This is a genomic window from Shigella sp. FC1544, from assembly GCF_001722145.1.
In the GTDB taxonomy this organism is placed as follows: domain Bacteria; phylum Pseudomonadota; class Gammaproteobacteria; order Enterobacterales; family Enterobacteriaceae; genus Escherichia; species Escherichia coli.
Window position 1 is genome coordinate 1 of record NZ_MECT01000081.1, and the last position, 8,111, is coordinate 8,111.

General features: G+C 45.4%; 4 protein-coding genes and 9 pseudogenes. 2 read left to right on the forward strand and 11 right to left on the reverse strand.

Annotated elements, in window-relative coordinates; genetic code table 11:
* Window positions 1-99: 99 nt before the first annotated feature.
* Window positions 100-460, reverse strand: a pseudogene (locus BGK49_RS05965) (IS1 family transposase); the annotation flags it as partial.
* Between the two features lie 339 nt (window positions 461-799).
* Window positions 800-1,354 (reverse strand): annotated as a pseudogene (locus tag BGK49_RS05970) (IS3-like element IS3H family transposase); the annotation flags it as partial.
* A 142-nt stretch (window positions 1,355-1,496) separates the two neighbouring features.
* Between BGK49_RS05970 and BGK49_RS25565 the strand changes: the two are divergent.
* A pseudogene (locus BGK49_RS25565) lies at window positions 1,497-1,619 on the forward strand (transposase domain-containing protein); the annotation flags it as partial.
* Between the two features lie 261 nt (window positions 1,620-1,880).
* Here BGK49_RS25565 and ipgB2 read toward each other — a convergent pair.
* From ipgB2 to tnpA, 9 genes and pseudogenes are all read right to left on the reverse strand, one after another.
* Entirely contained in the window at window positions 1,881-2,447 is a 567-nt protein-coding gene (gene ipgB2, locus BGK49_RS05975) for a type III secretion effector IpgB2 (protein ID WP_024259653.1), read from the reverse strand.
* A 281-nt stretch (window positions 2,448-2,728) separates the two neighbouring features.
* Complete coding sequence (locus BGK49_RS30335; protein WP_011114726.1) at window positions 2,729-3,043, reverse strand: hypothetical protein; 315 nt, start codon at window positions 3,041-3,043, stop codon at window positions 2,729-2,731.
* A 77-nt stretch (window positions 3,044-3,120) separates the two neighbouring features.
* Window positions 3,121-3,231: pseudogene (locus BGK49_RS30050) on the reverse strand (IS3 family transposase); the annotation flags it as partial.
* Between the two features lie 323 nt (window positions 3,232-3,554).
* A pseudogene (gene ospD1 / locus BGK49_RS05985) lies at window positions 3,555-4,231 on the reverse strand (type 3 secretion system effector/anti-activator OspD1).
* Between the two features lie 370 nt (window positions 4,232-4,601).
* A pseudogene (locus BGK49_RS29095) lies at window positions 4,602-4,739 on the reverse strand (IS630 family transposase); the annotation flags it as partial.
* A gap of 84 nt (window positions 4,740-4,823) precedes the next feature.
* A pseudogene (locus BGK49_RS25580) lies at window positions 4,824-5,119 on the reverse strand (transposase); the annotation flags it as partial.
* A 480-nt stretch (window positions 5,120-5,599) separates the two neighbouring features.
* Window positions 5,600-7,025, reverse strand: a pseudogene (gene tnpC, locus BGK49_RS06000) (IS66 family transposase).
* A 19-nt stretch (window positions 7,026-7,044) separates the two neighbouring features.
* Window positions 7,045-7,392, reverse strand: a complete 348-nt coding sequence (gene tnpB, locus BGK49_RS06005) for an IS66 family insertion sequence element accessory protein TnpB (protein ID WP_000622995.1) — start codon at window positions 7,390-7,392, stop codon at window positions 7,045-7,047.
* Window positions 7,392-7,768, reverse strand: a pseudogene (tnpA, locus tag BGK49_RS06010) (IS66-like element accessory protein TnpA); the annotation flags it as partial. The gene tnpB and the pseudogene tnpA, both read right to left, overlap by 1 nt.
* 66 nt (window positions 7,769-7,834) lie before the next feature.
* Between tnpA and BGK49_RS06015 the strand changes: the two are divergent.
* Window positions 7,835-8,111: transposase domain-containing protein (locus BGK49_RS06015; RefSeq protein WP_024249094.1), on the forward strand; the 277-nt coding region annotated here is incomplete at its 3' end.

Here is an 8,111-nt window from a genome sequence, read left to right on the forward strand (position 1 = left end):
CAAAAGTGACCATAAGCTCTCCTGAATCAGGAGAGCAGATTACCCCCTGGATCTGATTTCAGGCGTTGGGTGTGGATCACTATTGCACCGTTCGTGACAGTGTTGTTGCGCCTTGCTGCCAACGAAGCTCCACTGCCCATCAAGTTCACAGATAAGGGCAACATCAGCGTGAGCGACTGGCGCAGATGTTATCCGCCGGGGCGGGAGCTTTTTAATGTCCGTATGACGGTATTGATGCCGATTTTCAGCGTACGGGCAGTATCGCGAACTCCGGCACCGTTGAAGCCATTTCAGTGATTTGGTTTTTAACTCCCGGTTTACGGGCCTCGTAACAGTAAGTGAGCTGAAACACCCGGTGACAGTCACGGCAACGGAATCGATCATGTCCTTTTGGGTTCTGCCCGTGACGGTAAACCTGAACGGACTGGCAACGGGGGCAATGAAAGTTAACTGTGACCATGAAAGAACCTTAAAAGCGGGTATTATAACCCCTAATTCAACTAATTGGAGGCATTGTCATTTTTAATCTATGGATACACTTAAAAATCCTCTCACCTTACGTTAAAAACCTTCTCATGTTTAGAGTTTTTTATTATGTTTATCATAATGATATGACGATCTGAGTTTTTAAAATCAAGAAGAAAAGATAAGTTTTTTAAATGCACAGTGCCTGTGGATAACTTTGCGTAAATCCGGAGGACAGATCACTCTGAAGCAAGACAACAGCATCTGAAAACAATATGCTCACGTTTCAACCACAGGGCGTAAATGATCCTACCCACGTAATATGGACACAGGCCTAAGCGAGGTTCTGGTTTTCAAATTGTTCCGGACTGAGGCCGCCACACCAACTGTGCCGTCGCCAGCGATTGTAATCACATTCGATATAATTAAACACTGTTGCCCGCATTATTTCCCGGCTGATAAAGTGTTCTCCGTGGAGACATTCCACTTTCAGCGAATGAAAGAAGCTTTCCACGCAGGCATTATCGTAGCAGCAGCCCTTTGCGCTCATACTGCCACGCAGATTATGCCACTTCAGCAGCGCCTGATAATCTGCTGAACAGTACTGACTTCCTCGGTCCGAGTGAACGATAACGTTCCGGGGTCTCTTACGCCGCCACAGCGCCATCTGCAGGGCATCGCAGGCCAGTTGCGCCGTCAGGCGTGGTGACATGGACCAGCCAATAACGGCACGTGACCACAGGTCAATGACCACAGCCAGATACAGCCAGCCTTCATCTGTACGTAAGTACGTGATGTCTCCCGCCCACTTCTGGTTCGGACCACTGGCGTAAAAATCCTGCTCCAGCAGATTTTCTGACACAGGCAGGCCATGTGCGCGGTAACTGACCGTATTGCTGGGTAAGATCAATTTGCTCACTGGTATTTACTACGTGCATCGAATGAGTGATTAAGAGCCGTATGACGCGAGAGTGTCACGTACGGTTCCGTGAGCAGCCGGAGAGTGAAACTCTCTCCGGCTGACTCGACTCGCAGGTTCCGACAGCGGTGACGAACATGCAGCGGTGTTGTTCTCGCTGATCGGCACATGCCGTCAGAACAATGTGGAGCCAGAAAAATGGCTGCGTTACGTTATTGAACATATCCAGGACTGACCGGCAAACCGGGTACGCGATCTGTTGCCTTGGAAAGTTGATCTGACTTCTCAGTAAATATCAATATGATTCTGACGAGCCGCTTACCTTTGAGCAGAGAAAGGGGAGAGGGATCCCACATCCATGAGCTAGGAAAATACAAAAACTGGCTATACAACAATTCAATATATTAGGACTTACTTGCGATGAGAAATATAGCACCGCTCAGGCAATTCCTGGGTATTTACTTTTCTTAGTTTCTTTACTCGGGATGTTCTGTCATCAGAAAGGTGATTCTAAATTTGTAATATAGTCACTCATATTCCCACGTAATTTCTTTAGATCAATATATTGCACATTTTTCTCAAAAAACTGATCGGAAATAATATTTGCAACATTGCTTGTTGTATCATTTTTAACGCTTCTATTCATCCCTTCACAAAGTTCGTCCATTTTCTTTTTGAAATAACTGCTTCCTGATACAAGATGATTTATGGAACTTTGTGCAGCATTGATGTCTAGAGAAATGTGATAATCTTTCTCAACCTGTTTAAATATCTGTTTACGGAGATTATCGCCGATTTTTCGGCTGTGTTCTGCACAAAACTTATCAATACATTGGTTTACCACCCGGGATACGTAGACTTTTTTTTCATCATTTTTCCAATCTGTAATATTTTCACCGATTTGTTCTGAAACAGAGCTCAAAATACTAGTATTTATTTTGGTTGATGATATTTTTACTATCCTTTTCCCCATTGTACAGCGGATAATCTCATCAACCTTTCCTGAAAAATATCTTTTGTGAGATAAACTGATTCCAAAATTATTAAAAGATGTTCCAAGCATTATAATCACTTTGTCATGTAAAATAGTAACATTGTCATTATTGTAGCTGATTCAAACAATTCTGTAAATGCTTTGAGTTCTTTACTCCCTTGGCTCAATGATGGACCGTCTGGAATCCCAGAGACTAAACTCTCTGAGAAAGAGAGTATGAAAAAACTTGGGGCAGTCCCTAAATGAAGGGACCAACAGCGGTAAAATAACCGGCATCATTCATAATGATGCCCTGTTAGTTGTAGTTATGAAGATTTACGTCATTAAAATTGCTGTTCGTAGTGTCAGTCCTATGGTCTGGCATCAGCTGAGGATCGTAGCCGATACATCACTGGCTTCACGACATTCGTGTTGAGGCTATTCATGAAAACTCCACGCTGAAAACGCCGTTTTGTATAAACGGTCACGGTATGCCCGGAGCCACTGTTGCTGATGAATTCGATAAAACCTTGGCGTTTCTTGAAGCTATCGTTAATGCGGATAATGAAACAACGATTGGTGAGATTCGCTCTTTTGCCGACACCCTGGACGCTGTCCGGTTCAATCGCAACAAAATCAACCGGCAGCTGAGCAAACCCAACCTTGCCTCTCTGGCGCTGGAGCATGAAGTGATTTAGCTGGGACGTAGCCACTGACAGCTTCTATAAAAGTATGATCCTACCTACGTAATATGAACACAGGCTTAAGTGAGGTTCTGGTTTTCAAATTGTTCAGGACTGAGACCTCCACACCAACTGTGCCGTCGTCAGCGATTGTAATCGCACTTGATGTAATTAAACACTGTATATTTCATTTGTGGAGTCTCCAGTCTGAGGGGGCTTTATGCATTCCGTATTGGGCACTATGATGCCAGAAATCTGCAAGGCTCCACACCTTCCTGTATTTCCCTTCCCCTATCACAGTGCACTTTACTTAATAGGGGGGAATGTGTTCATTACATTTATTGTGTTTTTTATGATTGTTTTTGCGTCCAGTGTCGTTCGTCATGGGAAACTGGTTCTATGGGTAGTATCGCTCAGTCTAGTTAACTGTTTGTTTCTTTTTAGAAATTAAGCAGATCACACAATTCGGGGAGAGATCCTTCTAAGTGCAATTCTTTGCAGCTATTTAGCACACTTAAAACAACTCTTGTATTTTGTCAGAAATAATATTAAACATGTCTTGTTCATTATTGTTAAGTCTGTCTGCTATTTCTGTAAGTTTTATCCCACTATGATGGCATATATTTATATATGCATCATAGCCTCGATATTCCCTTTCCCTGCGGCCAGAAATAATCCTGGTAACCCCTCATTATCTCTTACATCCAATAGTTTAATCGTTTCTTTTGGTGATAAATCAAAAGTTTTAATAAAATCTCCATAAGCTTGAATCGCAGCGGAATGACCTTCTTGAAGAGCTATGAACAAAGCAGATTCCCCAGCATTATTTCGTGCTGCAAGAACTTCTAGTTTTTCCTCTTTGGGTATTTCGGCTGCCAACAGCGATTCACCGTATTTACGCGCTGCATCGACATTTCCATGCCAAATCAATGAAAACAAATTATGGCGGTTATACTCCTTATTATTCTTTGTCGGAATGGATATGCTCTGTATTTTGGCCAATTTTCTGAAAGAAACACCACTATATCCCCCCCCTGATTTTTCTTCATTGATGGCGTGGGATATAGCGGTATTTGTCACGTTAATGATATTACGTTTCATTCCTTTATTTTCATTAGCAGTATTGCTGCCTATTATTAGGTGCATATTTTTGTTGTTTGCTGGATGTAATCCATAGTTATTTATTGACATTTTTGTTCATCCTTTTTGCTAAAAAAAACAATAATCTATTTTTGTAATGTAATAGATATTAGTCTATTGCTAATCTAAAAAAACCATTGCCACATTGAATGGCTATATTCACCAATAAATTCTTTCGATTTCGTATATTGACATATCGTAGATATATCTTATCCCTAAGATTCAATAATCGAGTCCGTTTACCATTCTGTGCAAGCGCCTTCACTCAGAAGTGACCGTCAAGGCGATCACCAAACTTGATAATAAAGCAGCTCATTGCCATACGCCAGTCCTTAAGGGGCGTTGTCCATTTCTGTGATGCTGCCTAGATTTAACTGCCAGCTCCGGCTTATCTACATCTAAATATGTGAGCCTAATACCGCTACACTTTGGCCAGACTATGTTTTTCTCCGGGAAGTGGGCTAACCGTCTCCATAAAGTGACGAACTTTTTTCAACAGTGGCCATATTGAACGGCACTGATGATTACGGGTTATTGTCTCATGAAGAGCCGGCCACATCACTGACAGCAGTGACTTCAGGCCTTCAGCACCAGACAGCCTGAACCAGTTAATCCATCGCCCGACAGATTTAGTAATCTAGGGCTGGTTTTTCTTCAGCTGTTGCGGTTCGAAAGTGCCATTACGATCACGCAGAGTACGGATTTCCAGAGGTTCATCTCCAGTAGTGATAATCTTCGTTAAGCAACCATTGCGGGAATTGCTGCCAGATCTAAGCTGATTTTTCTCGCACCCAAGATGATGAGTCATATTAGCATTGAGTACGGTTTCATTTTCAGTATCCAATCAAACTGACTGAGATCTTCAGGATTTTTGAGACTTTTGGCTAGTTCATTAGCTAAAGCCCGCAACTTATTAGATGTCAACTGTTTTTCATTCATAAATTCACCTTCATTTGATATCAAATTAAATAGTTCAACATCAGAGAATTATACAAACTTATGTACAGGCTCCTATGATCTTCGAATCCTGAAGATTATAGTGAAAATAAGTTTTCACGTTGAAATCCCACATAGTTAGTATATGATAAATAATCATGGATGACCTGATTAACCTCTTGGGGTAGTGCTTTTATAGAAGAATAAATATTCTACTAATTTAATACATCACCTAAAATAGTATTGTTTTTTATGGTTGGTTGAAGGTCGTGGTGATGATGTTAGTCCTTTTGAGAATATTCCAGTGCCAGATCTTACTTATAATAAAGGGGCTTGGCAGTTTGGATAAACTATTGTTCTTATTCCACTAATACAAACTTTTTGTAAAGTATATTAAATATACTTCATTTCATACTGAAATCCCCGGAAGTATTCAATCAAACAATTACACCATAAAAGGAAGAGGGGGCCCTAATTAAGTTGTCAAGCATGTTTATGATACCTGCAGGGTATAAATTTTCTGGCTGCAAGCAGACACATATAAAACGTCTTTATTGATCCTACCCACATAATATGGACACAGTCGTAAGTGAGGCTCTGGTTTTCAAATTGTTCCGGACTGAGACCACCACACCAACGGTGCCGTCGCCAGCGATTGTAATCGCACTCGATATAACTAAACACTGTTGCCCGCACTATTTCCCGATGGATAATAGTGTTCTCCGTGGAGACATTCCATTTTCAGCGAATGAATTTTCATCTGTTGCTGTATCCAATCATACAGTGACTGCATCAGTGGCGCGGCTCTGGCTTTTCTTGCCGCCAGACGCTGTTCTGCTGAACATCCCCGGACTTCTGCCTCGATGGCATACAGTTCACCGATACGCAGCAGGGCTTCCGTTATTCTGCCGGATTCGTACAACGCCCGGTAACCACCGTAAGCATCGGCCTGAAGCACTCCGCTGTAACCGGCCAGATGATTCTGTGGATGGATACCTTTCCGGTCCGGTGAGTACGCGAACCAGACCGCCGGAGGCATTTCCGAACCGGCGTTACGGTCATCACGAACGTAGACCCACAGCCGGGCAGTCCTTGTTTTACCGCTGCCCGGCTCCTGGACCGGAACGGGGATATCATCGGCATGGACTTTACCGGGCATCAGCACATACTGGCGCAGGATGTCATACAGCGGTTCCAGCAGTTCAGCAACAGCACCTGCCCAGCGCCCCAGTGTGGCACGGCTCAGCTCCACGCCCTGACGACGGTATATTTCTGACTGGCGGTATAACGGCAGATAGTCTGCATATTTTCCAGCGACAACATGGGCCAGAAGCCCCGCTCCGGCATAACTGCGTGCAATGGGGTTTGAAGGCACCGGTGCCTGCACGATATGGTCACACCGGCAACAGGCCAGTTTCGGACGTTGTGTTTCGATAACCTTAAAGGCGCTGCTGATAAGCTCCAGCTGCTCTGACACATCACATCCCAGAGAACTGAGTTCGCCACCACAGGCCGGGCAGCATTCCTCTTCCGGACGGATGACCCGGGTTTCACGGGGAAGTGAGGCAGGTAACGGTTTACGGGCTGAAGACTGGCGCAGGGGAGATGGCAGTACCGGGTCATATTGCTCACCCAGCGTTTCCGCCATTTCTTCCTGAAGTGCGCTGATTCGCTCCTGTGCTTCCAGTATCTGCCGTTCGGTTTTTGCGCGAAGTTTTTCTGAGCTTTTACCGAACTGCATGCGCTGCAGTTTCGCAACCAGCGCCTTCAGCCGGTTGATTTCGGAAGCATAAGCCGCCACCCGCTGTGAGAGCAGGCGGTTGTATTTCGCCATCTGGCGGATGGTGTCCTGTTGCGTCTGCAACAGTGCCCGCAGGCGGGCATTCTCATGAGCAAGTGAGGTGTCCATATCCTCACTTTACAACGGGTTATATGCGGATGCCAGCGCGTTCCGTTCGTTTCGGGTGTTTCCAGTCGATGCCCTCAAGAAGCATGGATAACTGGGCCGGAGTAAGGTGCACCTTGCCGTCACGGGTGACCGGCCAGACGAAGCGGCCCCGCTCCAGGCGTCTGGTAAAGAGGCACAGTCCGTCACTGTCAGCCCACAACACTTTTATCTGGTCACCCCGGCGTCCGCGGAAGATGAACAGATGCCCGGAGAACGGGTCATCCTTCAGGACGTTCTGAACTTTTGAGGCCAGGCCGTTAAAGCCATTTCGCATATCGGTGATACCTGCAACCAGCCAGATACGCGAACCTGCAGGGAAAGATATCATCAGTGGCTGCTCCCTTTTATTTCGCGGATAAGTATCTGTAATAACGCCGGCGTCAGTTTACCTTTAAGCCTGAGAGTTCCGGCCGGCAGAACCAGCTCACAGCACAGACTGTCGGACGGTGTATTTATCTGCTCTGGTTCCTGTGCCGGAGCCGGGATTTTATTATCCGGCTCCGGCGTTAACGTCACGGGAAGCAGTGCAGGCATATTTTTCCGGAAGGCAGCAGGCCACCTTTCCGGTATTGATGGCGCCAGTTGAAGAGCAGGTTATCGTTGATTCCGTTTTCACGGGCGATCTGCGCCACACAGGCTCCGGGCTGCAGTGACTGCTCCACTAAGGCGATTTTAAATTCATAAGGAAAATTAGGCCGCCGGGGTAATGCCGATCAGTTAAGGATCAGTTGACCGATCCAGTGGCTGTGTAAGAATCCGGAAACGCTCACTTGTTTCCGGATTTTTTTATGCACATTGGACAGGCTCTTGATCTGGTATCCCGTTACGATTCTCTGCGTAACCCACTGACTTCTCTGGGGGATTACCTCGACCCCGAACTCATCTCTCGTTGCCTTGCCGAATCAGGTACTGTAACGCTACGCAAGCGCCGTCTTCCCCTCGAAATGATGGTCTGGTGTATTGTTGGCATGGCGCTTGAGCGTAAAGAACCTCTTCACCAGATTGTGAATCGCCTGGACATCATGCTGCCGGGCAATCGCCCCTTCG

What these genes read in the sequence shown, in the direction of transcription:
- ipgB2 (WP_024259653.1), bottom strand. Translation starts at nt 2,447, where the DNA reads ATGCTTGGAACATCTTTTAATAATTTTGGAATCAGTTTATCTCACAAA.
- BGK49_RS30335 (WP_011114726.1), bottom strand. Translation starts at nt 3,043, where the DNA reads ATGCTCCAGCGCCAGAGAGGCAAGGTTGGGTTTGCTCAGCTGCCGGTT.
- tnpB (WP_000622995.1), bottom strand. Translation starts at nt 7,392, where the DNA reads ATGATATCTTTCCCTGCAGGTTCGCGTATCTGGCTGGTTGCAGGTATC.